This window comes from Acinetobacter sp. YH16044, from assembly GCF_013417145.1.
Lineage (GTDB): Bacteria > Pseudomonadota > Gammaproteobacteria > Pseudomonadales > Moraxellaceae > Acinetobacter > Acinetobacter amyesii.
Genome location: NZ_VPEK01000002.1, coordinates 98,771 through 116,105, shown reverse-complemented (window position 1 = coordinate 116,105; position 17,335 = coordinate 98,771). Strand labels below are relative to the sequence as shown.

Sequence of the window (17,335 nt, the reverse complement as noted above, 5' to 3'; positions counted from 1 at the left end):
TAACAGCCTGTGACTGAACAATGAAGCACTTAAGTGCATATTCGACTGTACTTGCTGACCAGAATTAACATTTTGAAATTGTTTTTAGAACAAAAGTAGATAAGCGGCGGGGATATCAGTTGCTTGTAAAATGAACCTCTGTATAGAATGAAACAATAGCGACATTGAAGTCGTACAAATAACGATTAAAGAGCAGGACGCTAAGTCGAGCAGAGTCTCTAAATGAATTCCTGACAATAAAAATAAGGCAGGAATGGAGGAAAGGAATATGAATTCCATTATCCAAATGGATCCCACCGTACAGGAAAGTACGCATTACAGTTTTTTTGATCTGTATGACAAGCAAAGCTTTAAACAGCCTGCCAGAACGACATGGATTGATGGCTGGAAGGTCGAATATATGGCCATTGCACAACCTGAAACCATTCATCGCACCCCGATTGTTATTATTGGTGGGGCATTTCAAAACTTTAATTCCTACAAATATTGTGTCGAACAATTATTTGCGGCAGGCCCTATTATTTTAATTGATTTACCCTCCATGGGCTCAAACCAGCAAATTACCAATGTCGATACAGCCGTGTCAGCAGGGACTTTAGAGTTGGGTGATCTGGCGCAGATGTTGGGCGTTTGGTTGGATATCGTCGGGCTAGAAAAAGTATCCGTGATGGGGATGTCACTAGGTTCAGTGGTGGCAGCAGGTCTGGCCGATCAACGTCCTGAATTGATTGATCGCATGATTTTAATGGGCGTGATGCAAAAAACGCGCAAGAGCTGGCGCATGTTGCTTGAAGAATCCTTGCACTTAATGAAAGAACAGCGCATGGATGAATTTGGTCAAGCGGTGATTTTGTATTTGGTCAATCATGCCAAACTGGATGTGACGCGGATGTCACCGACAGCGAAGCGTTTGTTCTTTAGACAAATGGCTGAATTCACCAATACCGAACAAGAGCGTTATGACATTAACTGTAATCGTTTGCTGCGTTTGCAAGACGTGCCGATTCCACAGTGTGATGTATTGGTGTCATGCGGGCAGTACGACAGTTTTACTTTGCCACATGAAAATGCGGGCTTTGCATTGCAATGTCCGAATATGCAATTTGCTATGATTGCCAATGCGGATCATTTACCGCAGTTGCAACGCCGTAAGGAAACCATGAATTTGTTTGCAACTTATCTACGCGGTGAGTCTATTCAGCAGTTGGACGGGATCATTCCAATGAGCCGTGAGCAAATGCAAAATATTGAACGCCGTGGCGAAGCGCGTGTAAGTGTACAACAGCCATTCACGCATTTATCTCATCGCCATTCAGACCTTGTGGTTGATACTCAAATTATGGATTTAAATTATTTCGGTGTGTTGTTGAATGTGCAGGCTGAAATGTTGGACTCCATGCACGCATATCCACGAGATTTGGCTTTACATCTAGAAGACGAAGAAGGTGAGTTTAAAATTGAATGTCTCATCTTTGACGTTGTGGATACACAGGTTCGCGCTTTGTTTAAGCATGGTAGTTTTGAGTTGGCAGAGCGCTTATTACGCTTTGTACAACGCCAAAAAGAAGATGTATTGTTATTAGAAGCCGTCAGTTAAAACATGAACAACTAAAAAAAACAGCGCTTTAGCGCTGTTTTTTTGTTTTGGCATGGACCATCCAAACCAAATCGCCACAGTGCTGCTCTGCATCGTGGAAAGGAATCACTTGTTCATGTTGCTGTTGTGGAAAGTATAAGGCCGGCTGAACGACTTTTACTTCTTCAAATCCTGTATGGGTGAAAAACTGCTGTAATTCAGCAGGGGATTGAAAATGAAAAGTAAAAGCGCTGCGAGACATGACTTTGAGTAATTTACTACTGGCCCAAATAAAACGTGCTAAACGGTTTTTAACGGGTTCTGGATAGATGTCGGTCAGATAATGTAATTCCTGAAACGAGGCGCCATATTCGGTGATCCCTTGCAATAACTTATTCAGTAGCGTTTGATCAAAATAATTAATTAGCCCTTCACTAATCACCACCAAAGGACGTTCAGGGTTGAAACTCTGAAAAATACGTTCAAAATCTTGTGTGAAAATGTCGCCAGTTAAGACCTCGGGGGCATGCGGGTCAATCTGTTTGAGTGCCTGTGTTTTGATTTTTGCCATATCTGGCAAGTCGAGTTCACGATAGTCAATTTCAGGATGTTTGGTGCGAAAATTCCAACCGCGCGGGGAGAGGCCACAGGCAATTTCAAGGACTTGTAGCTGAGGGTGTTGGGCAATGAGTTGATCTAAATGTTGATCGATCATGGCATGGCGCTGTTTGAGCGTCGAGCGCATGCTACCGCCCACATTCTTTTCTGCCCAGCTTTCTAAAGGATGGACTAAACGTGCTAAAAATTTGCCTTTACGTGTGGCAAAAACGGGATGCGAAATCCCCATGCTGTACCAAATATAGCCGGTGTAATGTGCAGTAAAGGAAATGTGTCGATGTTCCGATAAACTTTGTGTCATGTCGTCCTGACCTAATGTTGTTTTTATTGGCAATTTTTGTATAGCGCCGAAGCACTTATTTTGTCTTCATCATAAATCAAAAAGGAGCACCTTGTCGTGCTCCATTTTCTAGAATTTTGAAAGTCTTGGATTAGCAATATTGATTTTTAAAATCCACAATACGGTTACGCACGTTTTGCCAGTCCGCCCCGAGTTCAATGCTTTGTCCAATCTCAATCTGTGGGATTTTACCGCGCATACGTTCTAGGCGTTCTTGATTTGGGAGAGCCAAGTTTTGAATGCCATCCAGCGCAATGCATGCAGATTCACGGTTATTACACACGAGGCCCATATCACAACCTGCATTTAATGCTGCTTGGATACGAGCATCTGCGCCGCCAGCGACACAAGCGGCTTGCATGCTTAAATCATCGGAGAATAAAATGCCATCAAATTGGAGCTCTTGACGTAAGACTTTCTGAATCCAATACGGTGAAAATCCAGCAGGATTAGGATCGATATTTTCATAAATCACATGCGCAGGCATTAAGGCATCAAGCTGTGGTTGCAGTTGAATAAAGCTTTGCATGTCTTTTTGATAGATTTCTTCATAACTACGATGGTCAATGGCAGCAGCGACATGTGAATCTGCTTTCACCGAGCCATGGCCTGGGAAATGCTTACCTGTAGATGCCATCCCCGCACGTTTCATACCTTTTAAGAAGGCACTTGCAAGTGGAATGATGTCTTGCATATTTTTGGCAAAACCACGGTCACCAATCACATCACTGACATTATTTAGGTCCAGCACTGGTGCAAAACTGAAATCGATCCCGACCGCAAGGACTTCAGCCGCCATCAACCAGCCACATTGTTCAGCCAGTTCAACTGCTTTTTCAGGTTCAGTTAAGTAAAGTTCTCCAAACTTACCCATAGCTGGTAGGAGTGTGAAGCCTTGCTTTAAGCGTTGTACACGACCACCTTCCTGATCGACGGCAATTAAAATATCAGGACGAATTTGACGCATATGGTCGGTCAGGGCACGAACTTGTTCAGGAGATTCAATGTTGCGACCAAATAAAATCATGCCGCCAACTTGTGGTGCCTGTAATAGTTCAATATCTTCTTGGGTGAGTTCTGTGCCAGCAATGTCGAGCATTAATGCGCCAATCATATTCGGTGTCCGTGTTGGAATTTTTAAGGAAAAACAATACCTGAATTCTGCAATGATTTGCTACACTTTGTCAGCAGAGAATATGATAAAACTACACGACATAAACATATTAAGTTGTTTAAGATTTTGAATCTATTCAATTCAGGTCGAAAACCAACACGGTAATATTGGTCTTAATACCAAGGAAGTACAAATTATTTATGAAACTTCAAACATTAGCTTGTGCCGTTGCGATTGCGACAGGTGGATTCTTTTTCACTCATGTGGTGAATGACGCAATTGCTGCCAATAATACAGAAGCAGTGAGTGCGGGTACTATTCAACCCACTCAAGAACAAGCCTTGGTCTCACGTCAGCTTGCAACATTGGTAGACCGTCAACACTATTTAAATCAGCGTTTAGATGCCAATACCTCTAACCGTATTTTAGATTTTTATATTGATAGTTTAGACGCTGAACATACGTTGTTCTTGGCACCGGACATTGAAAATTATAAAAAACGTTATGGCCCAACTTTTGGCGCAAATCTCAAAGCGGGCAATTTAACAGGGCCGTATGCCATTCATGCGCAATATCGTGAGCGCTTAAAACAGTTCTACACCTATATGTTGGAAGAGCTGAAAAAGCCACAAAATTTAAATCAACCGAATAGCTACATCGAAACCGATCGTGAAAAAGCGCCATTCTTTAAGTCGACAGAAGAACAGCGTGCGCATTGGAATAAAATGTTGGTCTCTCAGCTGATCAATTTAACCATCAGCAAAGAAGAAGAGAAAGCCAAACAGAAAGCGTTGAAAGATGATCCTGCCCTAGCAAATGGTCAAGATTTAACTGGTCCTGAAGATTTAACTCCTGAACAGACCTTAACTAAGCGTTATACACGTCAGTTAGAGCGGATTAGTCGTTTAAAAAGCGATGATGTGCTTGATAAAACTCTGAATGCCATGATGCTGACGTATGATCCGCACAGTAACTATTTTCCGCCTGTAGATGCGATGGAATTGAACCGTCAAACCACGTTGCAATTGGAAGGGATTGGGGTGTCGATTCGTCCTGAACGTGGCAACGAAGACTACACCAAAATTGAAACGATTGTAGAAGGTGGTCCAGCCAGCAAATCAGGACAAGTCAAGTCAGGTGATCGCATCGTTGGTGTTGCCCAAGATGGCGACAAAATGGTGGATGTGATCGGTTGGCCGAGCAATGAAATTGTCGGACTGATTCGTGGTAAACGTGGCACCAAAGTGACTTTACGTTTATTGGGTGCTGGTGCGTCCATGAATCAAGCGCGAAATGTCACGATTGTACGTGATGTAATTCAAGAAGAAGATGCAGGCGTGCGTTCACGTACCGTTGAAATTGAACGTGATGGCAAAAAACATAAGTTTGGTGTGATTGAAATTCCATCGTTTTATTTAAATTATCGTGCACGTCGTGCGGGTACAGACTACCGTTCTGTGTCGGAAGATACCAATAAAGCCTTAAAAACATTAGATGCGCAAAATGTTGAAGGCATCATCATTGACTTGCGTAACAACCCAGGCGGCTCACTTGAAGAAGTGGCACGTATGCTTGGACAAGTGATTAAATCAGGTCCAGTGGTGCAAATCCGTGATGGTAATGGCAATGTCAGCGTGTTTGAAGATGATGATGGTGGCGCGCAAACTTATGCAGGCCCATTGGCGGTATTGATTAATTTGGCTTCGGCTTCTGCGAGTGAAATTTATTCTGCTGCGATTCAAGACTATGAGCGTGGTGTGGTGATTGGTAGTACCACAACGGGTAAAGGAACAGCGCAGGTACAACTTGACTCTTTAGCCTATGGTCAAGCAACCTTAACGCAACGTAAATTCTACCGCGTGACTGGCGGTAGTACCCAGAATAAAGGGGTCGTACCGGATATTAAGCTGGTCGATATTTACAATGAAGAGTTTGGTGAGCGTAAATCGAAAAATGCTTTACAGTGGGATACTATTCCAACCGCACCGTTTAAACGTGAAGGCTCGATCCAAGCCTATGTTCCCGATTTGATTAAGTCATCTCAGCAACGTGTCAGCATTGATCCGCAATTTAAATATTTAGAGCAACGTACTGCGATTGCGAAAAAGACAGAAGAGCAAAAGCGTGTGGTGCTTGACTTAGCGAAGCGTAAAGCTGAGCTGTTGGCATTAGAGCAAAAGTCTTTGGATGCTGAAAATCAGCGTCGTAAAGTGGTGGGTCAAAAACCTTATGCCAACTGGGAAAGCTACCAAGCGTCTATGGATGCATTGGTGGAGGCACGTGCAAAAATGAAGGCAAACCAACGTCCAGCACTGCCTGAAGAAGAAGTCTTTGTGACGGAAGCAGCAAACGTGCTAATGGACTATGCCAAATTACAAGGCAAAACGCATACAACAACAGCCAAAAAGTAAGTAATTCATCCATAAATAACATTGAGATGATTGCTTGAGTTTTTGACAGAAAAGATGAATTTATCCATTGAGAAATAGCGAGCTACGGCTCGCTATTTTTTTTGTGAGTAGGGCGGTGTTCGATTTAAATCTAGAAAGCAATCTATAAATGATTCTAACTTATTCATTTTATTATGGTTAGAAACTGTTCTAAAATAAAAACCACCTGATGCGTTTTTTATCAAAAGTTTAAGTTTTAGTGAACTTCATCAAGCTTTCTTTTTTTAAATTAATCAGTTGCTTAAAATCTTGAAAGAAAGACTTGACCATTATCGTAGACTAATAGATTCTAAGGGAAAATAAGTAAGTAATTGAAAACGTAACAAGTTAAAGGGAAGAGATAGATTGGGTAATTCGGTTAAAGAAAGTGCCACGATAACCTAAGCGGAACGCTTGATATGACTCATATTCATTATGATTACAGTCTGGTCGCTGGTTCAATCGTAGTTGCATTATTAAGTTGTTACTTTGCTGTTTCACTCGAACAAATGTTGTTTCGTGGAACACGACCAAGATATGAAAATGTCATTTTATTCTTCAGCGGTGCAATTTTAGGTGCTGCGATCTGGTGCATGCATTTTGTAAGCATGATAGCCAGCCATTTGCCTTCAAGCCATAGTTTCGATACCAGTCTGACCCTGATATCCTATTTTATTGCTTTCGTTGCTTCCACTTTTGCTGTGTGGTTAACCACACGACAGACATTACCTTTTCCGCGTTTAATTTTAGGTTCAGTGTTAATGGGCCTTGGCATTTCCGGCATGCATTATACCGGTATGCTGAGTTTAGCCGTTCAGGGCTATGAACAACGGTATGAACCTTTAATTGTTATCTGTTCAATTTTAGTTGCGATCTGTGGTTCGGGTTTGGCCTTTTGGATGACGTTTAAAAATAAATATTCGTCTAAACGTAACATCATGAATGCCTTTGTTGCGGTCATGCTGACATTTAGCATTGTCGCTATGCATTATATTGGTATGGCAGCTGTTGATTTTGTACCGCTAAACTCGATGGATGTATTGGTTGCGGCTCAAATTAACCATAATTTATTGCTATTTATTGTCTTATTTGTCACCAGTTTATTGTTGATGGCGGCCTTTAGCGTTGCAGTACTTGAGCAACGTTTAGAACATCGCAGTTTGCAGTTGATGCGCGCAAATCGAGAACTGGCCAATCAAGCGGTACAGGACAATTTGACCCGTTTACCTAATCGACTATTTTTGGCTGAATATGCACATTTTCTATTTACAGAGCATCGTTTAAGACAAGATAAAATTGCTTTTATTTATATTGATATTGACCGTTTTAAAGCGGTCAATGATGTGTTTGGACACCATGTCGGTGATCAACTGCTGATTCAAATTGCTACGCGTATTCACCGTTTAATCGATGATCAAGCCAAATTGCTACGAATCGGTGGCGATGAGTTTCTGATTGTGCTTGAGTCGGCAAGCAATGACTCCGCCACAGCAATGTCTGAAAAAATATTGGAATTGATGCAAGAAAGCTTCTTGATTGCAGGTAAGGAAATCAATATTTCAGGCAGTATTGGTATTGCGATGTACCCAGAACATGGTGCGAACTTACAAGATCTGCTGATCAATGCAGACACTGCAATGCTGAGTTCGAAGTATCAGGGGCGTAATACCTATTCATTTTTTAATTATACTGCCGACCAATTTGAAGAAAAAAGTCAGACGAAACTGATCAATGATTTATATAAAGCGGTAGAAGAACAGCAGTTTAGCTTGTTTTATCAGCCAAAATTTAATGCCGTTGATCGTGAAATTTGTGGGGTTGAGGCCTTAATTCGTTGGAATCATCCAACCTTAGGTATGCTGACGCCAAATAAGTTTATCAATGGTGCGGAAAAAACTGGACTGATTATTGCCATGGGCTATTGGGCGCTTGAAGAAGCCTGTAAGCAAATTCAGCACTGGGAAAAGCTGAATATGCCGCTGTATCCGATTGCGGTCAATTTATCGGCCATCCAGTTTGAGCATAAACATTTATTTAGTACTTTAGAGTCGCTTTTTGCACGTTATGAAATTAACCCGTCAAATTTAATTATTGAAATTACCGAGTCAACAGCGATGCATCATATCGATGCCAGTATCGTGACTTTTGAACATTTGAGACAGATGGGGATTAAAGTTGCGATTGATGACTTTGGAACAGGACATTCAAGTTTCTTGTATTTAAAAGAACTACCTGTAGATGAGCTGAAAATTGACCGTGAATTTATCCGCAATTTGAGCGTTGGCTCTAAAGAAGAAATTATTTTAGAAAGTATTATTCACTTGGCAATTCGACTGGGGCTAACAGTCACTGCAGAAGGTGTAGAGACAGAACAACAAGCAGAAATTTTAAAACGTTTAGGTTGCCAACAGTTACAAGGATATTTGTTAGGAATGCCGATGCCAGTGGTACAGCTTGAAGAAAGCATGAAAGCGAAAGTTGAATAAAGTCCTCGTAGTCTGATCGCATTGCCAATGAGTATAGAAGAAAAGACAGTGGAATACGTTATATCGTCGATAAAAACAGGTCGTCATCCAATGTAAAACATCAAGACACGCCACGCTAAGATTTTGACTCAACCCGATGTGGTTGATTATTTTTAATGGTCAATCTGATACAATATCGCCAATTTTCCATATTGATCAGATCTGATCTTTTGCACTGCGAGTTTTGCAGTAGGTGTCTTTCATGAGTTTTAAAGAAGAATTAGCGACACAGGTCGCTCAGCGACGTACTTTCGCTATTATTTCCCACCCCGATGCCGGTAAAACCACAATGACAGAAAAACTGTTGTTATGGGGACAGGCGATTCAGGTTGCAGGTATGGTAAAAAGCCGTAAATCTGATCGTGCGGCAACGTCTGACTGGATGGAAATGGAAAAAGAACGTGGGATTTCGATCACCACCTCTGTTATGCAGTTCCCGTTTAAAGACAAGATGATTAACTTGCTCGACACCCCAGGGCATGAAGACTTTTCTGAAGATACTTACCGTACATTAACCGCTGTTGACTCTGCGCTTATGGTGATTGATGGTGCAAAAGGTGTCGAAGATCGTACGATCAAATTGATGGAAGTGTGTCGTATGCGCGACACGCCGATTATTTCATTCGTCAACAAAATGGATCGTGAAATTCGTGAGCCATTAGAACTACTTGATGAAATCGAAAACGTATTAAAAATTAAATGTGTTCCGATTACTTGGCCACTGGGTACAGGTCGTGACTTTGCGGGTGTATTTAACCTACTTGAAGAAAAATTCTACGTTTATAAGGCAGGTTTCGGTTCAACCATTACGGATATTGAAGTCCGTGATGGTTATGACTATGCAGATTTGCGTGAAAAAGTTGGCGATCTCGCTTGGGCTGCATTTGAAGAGTCGTTGGAACTGGTTCAAATGGCCAATGAACCTTTAGACCGTGATGAATTTTTGGCAGGCCGTCAAACGCCAGTCCTGTTTGGTACGGCACTCGGTAACTTTGGTGTAGACCATGTGTTGGATGCATTTAGTCAATATGCACCTGAACCTAAAGCACATCCGACTCAAGACCGTAAAGTTGAAGCGACTGAAGAGGGCTTCACAGGGTTCGTCTTTAAAATTCAAGCCAATATGGACCCAAAACACCGTGACCGTATTGCATTCATGCGTATCTGTTCAGGTAAGTATGAAAAAGGCTTAAAAATGAAACATGTGCGTCTAGGTAAAGATGTACGTATTAGTGATGCTTTGACGTTCCTTGCTGGTGACCGTCAGCACCTTGAAGAAGCATGGCCGGGTGACATTATCGGTTTGCATAACCATGGTACGATTCAGATCGGTGATACCTTCACTTCTGGTGAAGATTTACACTTTACCGGTATTCCTCACTTCGCACCTGAAATGTTCCGTCGCGTGCGTTTAAAAGATCCATTGAAGTCAAAACAGCTACAAAAAGGCTTAAAAGAACTTTCAGAAGAAGGTGCAACTCAGGTCTTTATGCCACAAAACAGTAACGACTTAATCGTGGGTGCTGTGGGCGTACTTCAGTTTGAAGTCGTGGCTTATCGTCTGAAAGAAGAATACAAAGTTGATTGTATTTACGAGCCTGTAAGTATCAATACCGTACGTTGGGTATCGTGTGATGACGAGAAAAAATTCAACGAATTTAAGAAAAAAGCACATGACCAATTGTCTGTCGATGGCGGTGGTCATTTAACTTATCTTGCACCAAGTCGTGTGAATTTACAGTTAATGCAAGAACGTTATCCGGATATCGTGTTCCGTAATACACGTGAACACTAAGTTGTTCTTTTACAGAAATAAAACAGCTTCTTCGTGAAGCTGTTTTATTTTGTGGTAGAGTTTTTAAATCCATACATTACGCAATCATTTGGTCGTTTAGGACATCATGAAAATATTCAAGGATGCTACAGTTTTTGCACTTTTGGGGAGTGTTTTGCTGCTCAGTGCATGTGATTCAGGAAAAGAAAACAAAGCGACAAAGCCGGCCGATGATGGCGCTTCTGAAGCGGCCGTGATCAATCCAGATGTTTTGCCTTATTTAAATATCCAAGAGCAAGCCGCTAAAATTGCCAAACCGTTTTGTGAAAATAAAAGTTGTATTGATTTAGAGATACAAACCATTCAGACCGTAGATACGTGGTTGAATAGCTGGATTGAAAAGAATCAGGCGAGCGTCGTACAAGATCAGATTGCACTAAAGCAGAATATGAATCTCCAACAAGCTGTCGATGCGTATGTGAAAAAATCAGATGCTTGGCAGGCCGAGTTTAAAACCAATAAAGCCTATGAATTGGCGATGTACACACGAGTTCCATATCAACGGAATCAATATGTGCTGCTGCAAATCGGTGTCGATACCAAACAGGAAAATATCACGGTCAAAGAGCGCTATTATTTTTTTGTGGCAGACCGTCGTGCGAAAAAAAATCTCAAACCCTTAGATATTATTGATGCAAAGCAGCAGCAAAATATGGATGCCATTGTGCAGCAAGCCTATGGCAAATGGTTAGATGAACAAGATGTGGATGTCAAAAAATCGGCACCGAAAAAGCTCTATTGGGGCCAAGCAGATTGGTTCTTTGATCAAGAAGGTGTCGGTTTGCATTACCGTACAGATGAAATTATCAAAGATAGTACACAACTGGATATTTATCTCAGCAAAGCGCAAACACAACAAGTCTTGAAAGCTGATGTGTATCAGCATATGTTCTAAACAACGAAAGTATTTAATTTGATGAGATATTTACTGAGATAAATATCAATTATTCGAAATGAAAGGTTGAAGCAATGGTGCAAAAAAATAAAATTTGGGCAAGCTCAATATTGGCAGTTTCTGTTGCATTCACGGCGTGTCAGCCACAACAAGCTGAACCTGAAAAAAAGCCGGATCAAGCCAAAACTGAACAGCCAGATTTGAGTGCAAAACTGATTGGTGATGCGGAAAAATTACAACTGAATTTACCTGAATGTGATGGCGGGGTCTGTCCTGAAATTTCAGTTGAACGCTTAAACAGTAATCAAGCCTTTATTGATGAATTTATTGATGCGGAAATTTTAAAACAGTTGGGAGAGATCCTGTCTGTTTCGCCTTTAGAAGATAAAACGCTGAGCAAAGACGCTCCCGCTGCAAGTGAAGTACCTGCAGCGTCTGAAGCAAAATCTGCTTTGGCAAAGGTTGAAACGCCCAAATTAAAATTGGAAAAAGCCACGCAGCCTTACATGCAAGCGTTCTTAAATTTAGATAAAGAATTGAAATCTTTAAGTGCCAATCAGCAAATCAGTTTGATGATTAAACCTAAAATATTGAATGCTGAAAAACCCTTGGCAACAGTGGTTTTAAATACCAGTTCATATTTAGGTGGAGCGCATGGTTCTTCTGCACAGCAATATTATAACTTTGATTTAAGCGCTCAAAAATTGGTGCAGCTCAATGACATATTATTGCCTAATCAACGTGCAGAGCTTGAAAAGCGGGGCTATGAAGTCTTTAAAACTTGGGTGAAAGATGCCAAGTTGGCAGACAATATTCAAGAATACGAACAGATTTGGAAATTTAAACTGTCTGATAATTTTTATCTGAGTCAGCAAGGTTTAATTTTGCAATATGCCGAATATGAAATTGGGCCGTATGTGGTGGGTTTACCTCGCTTGACCATTCCGTATGATCAATTGCAAAGTGTATTGAAAAAGCAATATCTACCTCCAGTTGAAGCTACTGAAGCCTCAGCCGCAAAAGCAAATTAATTAGTTCAATGACTTACTCACTGTTTGATACGCATACGCATTTTGATGTTCCCGATTTTGACGCTGATCGGGAACAGTTGGCGTATGCTGCCAAACAGGCGGGTGTCGATGCGTTAGTATTGATTGGTTTTGTACAGTCACGTTTTCACGATTTGCTGCAAACCCAAGAGTTTTTAGATCGTTTATCCAATGCTCCCAAAAGCTATTTAGCTCCCGGCTTACATCCGTTTTATATTGAGCAACATCGTGCAGAACATTTGCTCGACGTGGAACAGATGCTAAAGCAGCATGATTGTGTTGCTGTCGGTGAGATAGGTTTAGATACTTTTTTGAAACAGCATAAACAGCCTGAACTTTTTCAAAAGCAGCAGCAGTATTTTTCCGCACAACTTGAGTTAGCACAGCAGTTTGATAAACCGATATTGCTGCATATTCGCAAATCCCATGCGGAGGTGCTTTCGATGTTGAAAAAGCATCAATTTAAGCTCGGTGGTATTGCACATGCATTTAGTGGTGGTGTTGAAGAAGCCAAGGCATTTACCAAGCTAGGTTTTAAAATTGGTGTAACAGGGCAAATCACCAATCCCAATGCAAAAAAATTACATCAAGTGGTTCAGACTTTGGGTGCAGCGCATTTGGTCTTAGAAACTGATTGTCCAGATATGACACCCTTATGTTGTCAGCATTCGACGGAAGGGCGTACCCGCAATACGCCGGTCAATTTGCCTTATGTATTGCAGGGGCTAGCTCAGAGCTTAAACCGTATTGAATCTGAGATTGCACAGATCTTATGGACTAATTCATTACAGGCATTGCATTTGAACGCTTAAGCGGCAACAAATATTGACGCTGCTTGATTGAATCAGGTTTTCTCCACATTGTTTATACAATGATGGTTTTCTAAAAAAAGGCGCATTATGCAATTTCTAAAATGCTTTAGACTTGGCATTATGCTGTTAAATTATTTTGAGTGAGTTTCACATGGCACAAGGACTATTGGCTGGCAAACGCTTTTTAATCGCGGGTATTGCAAGTAAGTTATCAATCGCATTTGGTATTGCGCAAGCTTTACATCGCGAAGGTGCAGAACTGGCTTTTACATATCCAAATGAAAAATTAAAAAAACGTGTAGATGATTTTGCTGAACAATTTGGTTCAACTTTAGTTTTCCCATGTGATGTAGCAGTGGACGCTGAAATAGATACCGCTTTTGCTGAACTTGCTAAACATTGGGATGGTCTAGACGGTGTTGTGCATTCAATTGGTTTTGCACCGGCGCATACTTTAGATGGCGATTTCACTGATATTACCGACCGTGAAGGTTTTAAAATTGCTCACGACATCAGCGCATATAGCTTTATTGCGATGGCTCGTGCGGCAAAACCTTTATTGGCTGCACGTCAAGGTTGCTTATTGACGCTGACTTACCAAGGTTCTGAACGCGTAATGCCAAACTATAACGTTATGGGTATGGCAAAAGCGTCACTAGAAGCAGGCGTACGTTATTTGGCAACAAGTCTTGGCGCTGAAGGTATTCGTGTAAATGCGATTTCAGCAGGTCCGATTCGTACCTTAGCGGCTTCAGGGATTAAATCTTTCCGTAAAATGTTAGACCTAAATGAAAAAGTCGCACCACTTAAACGCAATGTAACTATTGAAGATGTCGGTAATGCAGCATTGTTCCTTTGCTCGCCTTGGGCAAATGGTATTACGGGTGAAATTCTGTATGTTGATGCAGGCTTTAATACTGTAGGTATGAGCGCTGATCTAATGGCAGATGCTGAGTAATTTGCTCCTCCCTTTTTAAAAGGGAGGGTGGGAGGGATTTTGTTAAGTAGAAGTAAATCCCCCTCATTCCCCCTTTTAGTAAAGGGGGAAGCTAAAAGGCAATAAAAAAGACCGCTAAAAGCGGTCTTTTTTATATCTGAGATCAAGTAATTAAGCTTGGCCTTCAGCAGCAGTTTGCGCACGTTGCAAATTCGCTTCGAATTCAGCATCGAAGTTAATTGGTGTAAGCAATAATTGTGGGAAGCTGCCTTTAGTAACCATATCGTTCACTGCTTCACGTAGGAATGGGAACAAGATATTTGGGCAGTAAGCACCAAGAATGTACGGAAGACGTTCTTCTTCAACGCTATCGATCAGGAAGATACCTGCTTGAGTAACGTCAACGATAAATGCAGTGTCACCCGCATTGTTCGCTTGAACGACAACTTTCAGTGAAACTTCGAAGTGTGTTGGATCAACTTTTTCTGCAGAAGAAGAAAGGTTGATATTTAGTTCAGGCTGCCATTCTTTAGTAAATACTTGAGCCCCAGGTACTTCGAAAGAAATATCTTTAGTATAAATACGCTCTAATGCCAATTGTGGTTGAGCTTGTTGTTCTTCACTCATTGTTTATTCCTTAATATGAGGTGACGATTTATGTTTAAAATTAAGATAGCATGCCGTCGAGTTTGCCTTCACGCTCTAAAGCATAAAGTTGGTCAAAACCGCCAATAAACTGATCATTAATAAAAATTTGAGGAACGGTACGGTGGTTGGTGCGTTGCATCAATTCAACACGTACTTCAGGCGCTTCATTTGATAAATTAATTTCTTTATAAGCCACGCCTTTACGCTCTAGGAGCTGTTTTGCACGAATGCAGTAAGGACATACCGTTGTTGAATAAATCGTAACTTCAGCCATGTTAATCTCCTAAGAAGCGCTTATTTGCTTTTAACTAGAGGTAAGCCTTGAGCTTTCCAGTTGCTAATGCCGCCGTCTAAACGGTATGCATCTGCATGACCGACTTGTTGCAATGCAGAACCTGCCACTTGACCAAGGTTACATACAAAAACCAACGGGCGATCAGAAGTTTTTAACTCTTCAATGTGTTTTGTAATTTGGCTATATGGAATATTACGGCTACCGCTAATATGACCTTCGCGGAAGTCTTTCGCATCACGTAAGTCAATCAATTGAGCATTTTTAGCTTTTACTAAAATCCCTAAAGATTGAGGTGAAATTTTGCGACCATTACGCTGGCCTTCAAGAATAAAGAACAGCACGACCAATACAGCCAGCGTTCCAAATAAGAAGGGGTGATTCCCCATAAATTCGAACCAACGTTCCACAATTCACCTAACTACAATTTTAAATTGCCAAGAGTATAGCCCATAAATATGGTGATCAAAATCACCCCTTCAAGGGCATGAACAGAATAAAAATTAATTTTTTTGCTGCGCTTCCGTGATTTCGTCGATCAGACGTAAATAACTGTCTAATCGGCGCGGCAAAATTTCGCCATTTTGAGCCGCCATTCTAAGCGCACATTGCTTTTCATGTTTATGCGTACAGTTACGGAACTGACAATAACCCAAATGTGACTCGATCTCAGGGAAACCTTGCTGAACTTTTTCCAATTCTAGGTGCCATAAACCAAATTCACGGATTCCAGGTGAATCAATCAATGCAGAACCTTCACCAAACGCAATTAAGCGCGTAGAGGTGGTGGTGTGCTGACCGAGCGCGGAGTTTTCCGAAATAATATTGGTTTTTTGCGCAGCATCCGGAACAATGGCATTAATTAAAGTACTTTTACCAACCCCAGACTGACCTACAAATGCGACAGTTTCACCAGAAAGTCGAGCAGAAAGTGCGCTTAAGTCACCATCGGATTGGGTTTGCATGACCTCATAGCCCAAGTCACGATATTCTTGTAATAGCGTTAAGATCGGATCGTTGTCTTTAAGTAAGTCTGATTTATTTAAGACCAATAAGGCTGGAATATCAGCATCTGCACAGGCCACCAAATAGCGGTCAATCAGGCCAGGTGCTGGCTCAGGAAGCGGTGCAAATACAATCACAATCAGGCTGACATTGGCTGCGACAGGTTTCACTTTGTGATAACGGTCAGGGCGTGTCAGTAAAGATTGGCGTGGATGAATCGCGGTAATAATCCCTAAACCTGTGATCGGGTCAGCTTGCCATTTGACACGGTCACCCGTCACCAATAATTCGAGATTGGTACGGGTATGGCAGCGCCAAACACTGCCTAATTCGATGGGTTTCCAATGGGGTTCAGGTTCACCTGCTTGCACAATTGGTTTTTCAGGATGTTGGTCGGGTGTAGACAGCGCTTGAACTTCAAGTTGACGACCATAATGTTGGACGACCAAGCCTTCCAAATCTGCAGAAGTATCGATTTCTTCCTGACGAGATTTATGTTGCTTCTGAATGCGACGTTGCTGCTGTTCAGTCAGTCGGCGCTTACGAATTAAAGCCATTCATATCCTAAAAAACCATGAAAACTAGATGGCAAAAATAGCATGAAAGCAGGGTCTATTTACAGCGCAAGCCCAATAAATTTGCTACTATGTTCATTTTTACAGCCTAATAAGATTGCACATTTATGAGCAGCACACCTGATACACGCCTGATTTGGATTGACCTTGAAATGACAGGTCTAGATACAGATAACGACCAGATTATTGAAGTTGCAACAATTGTGACGGATGATAATTTAAATATTCTGGCGGAAGGGCCTGTGCTTGCGGTACATCAGTCTGACCGTGTGCTCAATGCAATGGATGAATGGAATACTCGCCAACATGGTCAATCAGGCCTAATCGAACGTGTACGTCGTAGTAAATTGACAGCACAAGATGCTGAACAGCAAACTTTAGAATTTTTGAAAAAATGGGTAAATCCAAAATCATCACCGATGTGCGGTAACTCAATTTGCCAAGATCGTCGTTTCTTGCATCGTTTAATGCCTGAAATGGAACAATACTTCCACTACCGTAATCTCGATGTATCATCAGTGAAAGAATTGGCGAAACGCTGGCGCCCAGAGATCATGGGTGGCTTGAAAAAGAATGCTTCACATTTAGCAATGGATGATATCCGAGACTCGATTGCAGAGCTCAAATACTACCGTGAATATTTCTTTATTATGAATAAAGACTAAGGTTGTGAGATCGAAAAAGAG

At 41.5% G+C, this 17,335-nt stretch carries 15 protein-coding genes; 9 read left to right on the top strand and 6 right to left on the bottom strand.

From position 1 onward, the window contains the following. Nucleotides 1-268 precede the first annotated feature (268 nt). The gene (locus FTV38_RS02030; RefSeq protein WP_180004547.1) at nt 269-1,597 is read left to right on the top strand and encodes an alpha/beta fold hydrolase; all 1,329 of its coding nucleotides are present in this window, start codon (nt 269-271) and stop codon (nt 1,595-1,597) included. Nucleotides 1,598-1,625: 28 nt separating this feature from the next. Here the strand turns inward: FTV38_RS02030 and FTV38_RS02025 are convergent, their stop codons facing one another. Then, nucleotides 1,626-2,495, bottom strand: a complete 870-nt coding sequence (locus FTV38_RS02025; RefSeq protein ID WP_180021060.1) for a class I SAM-dependent methyltransferase — start codon at nt 2,493-2,495, stop codon at nt 1,626-1,628. 130 nt (nt 2,496-2,625) lie between these two features. Further along, nucleotides 2,626-3,648: a beta-N-acetylhexosaminidase gene (gene nagZ / locus FTV38_RS02020; RefSeq protein ID WP_180021058.1), complete on the bottom strand. Its 1,023-nt coding sequence runs from the start codon at nt 3,646-3,648 to the stop codon at nt 2,626-2,628. A 200-nt stretch (nt 3,649-3,848) separates the two neighbouring features. On the opposite strand from nagZ, the gene FTV38_RS02015 reads away from it, so the two are divergent. From FTV38_RS02015 to FTV38_RS01985, 7 genes are all read left to right on the top strand, one after another. Beyond that, nucleotides 3,849-6,059, top strand: a complete 2,211-nt coding sequence (locus FTV38_RS02015; RefSeq protein WP_180021056.1) for a carboxy terminal-processing peptidase — start codon at nt 3,849-3,851, stop codon at nt 6,057-6,059. A gap of 437 nt (nt 6,060-6,496) precedes the next feature. After that, nucleotides 6,497-8,563, top strand: a complete 2,067-nt coding sequence (locus FTV38_RS02010) for an EAL domain-containing protein (protein WP_180021054.1) — start codon at nt 6,497-6,499, stop codon at nt 8,561-8,563. 241 nt (nt 8,564-8,804) lie between these two features. Next, nucleotides 8,805-10,397 (top strand): peptide chain release factor 3, encoded by a 1,593-nt coding sequence (locus FTV38_RS02005; protein WP_078189646.1) that lies wholly within the window; start codon nt 8,805-8,807, stop codon nt 10,395-10,397. Between the two features lie 106 nt (nt 10,398-10,503). Continuing rightward, nucleotides 10,504-11,331 carry a hypothetical protein gene (locus FTV38_RS02000; protein WP_180021052.1) on the top strand — a complete coding sequence of 276 codons (828 nt, stop codon included), beginning with the start codon at nt 10,504-10,506 and terminating at the stop codon, nt 11,329-11,331. 74 nt (nt 11,332-11,405) lie between these two features. Further along, nucleotides 11,406-12,362 carry an RsiV family protein gene (locus tag FTV38_RS01995; RefSeq protein WP_180021050.1) on the top strand — a complete coding sequence of 319 codons (957 nt, stop codon included), beginning with the start codon at nt 11,406-11,408 and terminating at the stop codon, nt 12,360-12,362. An 8-nt stretch (nt 12,363-12,370) separates the two neighbouring features. Next, nucleotides 12,371-13,192, top strand: coding sequence for a TatD family hydrolase (locus tag FTV38_RS01990; RefSeq protein WP_180021048.1), 822 nt, complete (start codon nt 12,371-12,373; stop codon nt 13,190-13,192). A gap of 151 nt (nt 13,193-13,343) precedes the next feature. Then, nucleotides 13,344-14,150, top strand: coding sequence for an enoyl-ACP reductase (locus FTV38_RS01985; RefSeq protein ID WP_078189642.1), 807 nt, complete (start codon nt 13,344-13,346; stop codon nt 14,148-14,150). Nucleotides 14,151-14,300: 150 nt separating this feature from the next. Here the strand turns inward: FTV38_RS01985 and secB are convergent, their stop codons facing one another. From secB to rsgA, 4 genes are all read right to left on the bottom strand, one after another. Continuing rightward, the gene (gene secB, locus FTV38_RS01980; RefSeq protein WP_078189641.1) at nt 14,301-14,756 is read right to left on the bottom strand and encodes a protein-export chaperone SecB; all 456 of its coding nucleotides are present in this window, start codon (nt 14,754-14,756) and stop codon (nt 14,301-14,303) included. Between the two features lie 40 nt (nt 14,757-14,796). After that, complete coding sequence (gene grxC, locus FTV38_RS01975) at nt 14,797-15,051, bottom strand: glutaredoxin 3 (RefSeq protein WP_078189640.1); 255 nt, start codon at nt 15,049-15,051, stop codon at nt 14,797-14,799. 20 nt (nt 15,052-15,071) lie between these two features. Continuing rightward, on the bottom strand, nt 15,072-15,479 hold the full coding sequence (locus FTV38_RS01970) for a rhodanese-like domain-containing protein (RefSeq protein ID WP_078189639.1): 408 nt from the start codon (nt 15,477-15,479) through the stop codon (nt 15,072-15,074). A gap of 93 nt (nt 15,480-15,572) precedes the next feature. After that, complete coding sequence (rsgA, locus tag FTV38_RS01965; protein WP_180004539.1) at nt 15,573-16,631, bottom strand: ribosome small subunit-dependent GTPase A; 1,059 nt, start codon at nt 16,629-16,631, stop codon at nt 15,573-15,575. A 125-nt stretch (nt 16,632-16,756) separates the two neighbouring features. On the opposite strand from rsgA, the gene orn reads away from it, so the two are divergent. After that, the gene (orn, locus tag FTV38_RS01960; RefSeq protein WP_067763591.1) at nt 16,757-17,314 is read left to right on the top strand and encodes an oligoribonuclease; all 558 of its coding nucleotides are present in this window, start codon (nt 16,757-16,759) and stop codon (nt 17,312-17,314) included. Nucleotides 17,315-17,335: the final 21 nt, after the last annotated feature.